The sequence below is a fragment of the Escherichia sp. KCJ4928 genome (genome assembly GCF_004352695.1).
Classification (GTDB): domain Bacteria; phylum Pseudomonadota; class Gammaproteobacteria; order Enterobacterales; family Enterobacteriaceae; genus ECMA0423.
Window position 1 is genome coordinate 1 of record NZ_SJWV01000670.1, and the last position, 344, is coordinate 344.

General features: G+C 60.8%; 1 protein-coding gene. It reads right to left on the minus strand.

From position 1 onward, the window contains the following. On the minus strand, positions 1-344 hold a 344-nt coding region (locus E0D98_RS26190; protein WP_131891593.1), incomplete at both ends, for a phage minor tail protein L.

Below are 344 nucleotides of genomic sequence, written 5' to 3' on the forward strand. Positions count from 1 at the left end.
CTCCTGCTCCGGGTCTGCCTCAGGATTGCCTGCCACAAAGTTCACCGCATCCAGAAAACGCGCATACACCCGGCGACGGACCACCGTGGCCCCCACCAGGCTCTGCAAATCCTCCGCCATCCCGGTGACAAGGCCGAAAAGATTGGACACCGTCAGCGACGGGCGGGCACTGCTGCCCTTTCCGTTCATCTCAAAGCCACTCCCCTCAATCGGGTACGCCTGATATTCACGCCCCTGCCAGGTCACCGGCTCCCCTTTTTCATTCAGCTCATTGCAGAAAAAATACCGCTCACCGCCCTGCACCGTCAGGTCGATTTCCCAGAGCACCACCCGCGGTGACTGCT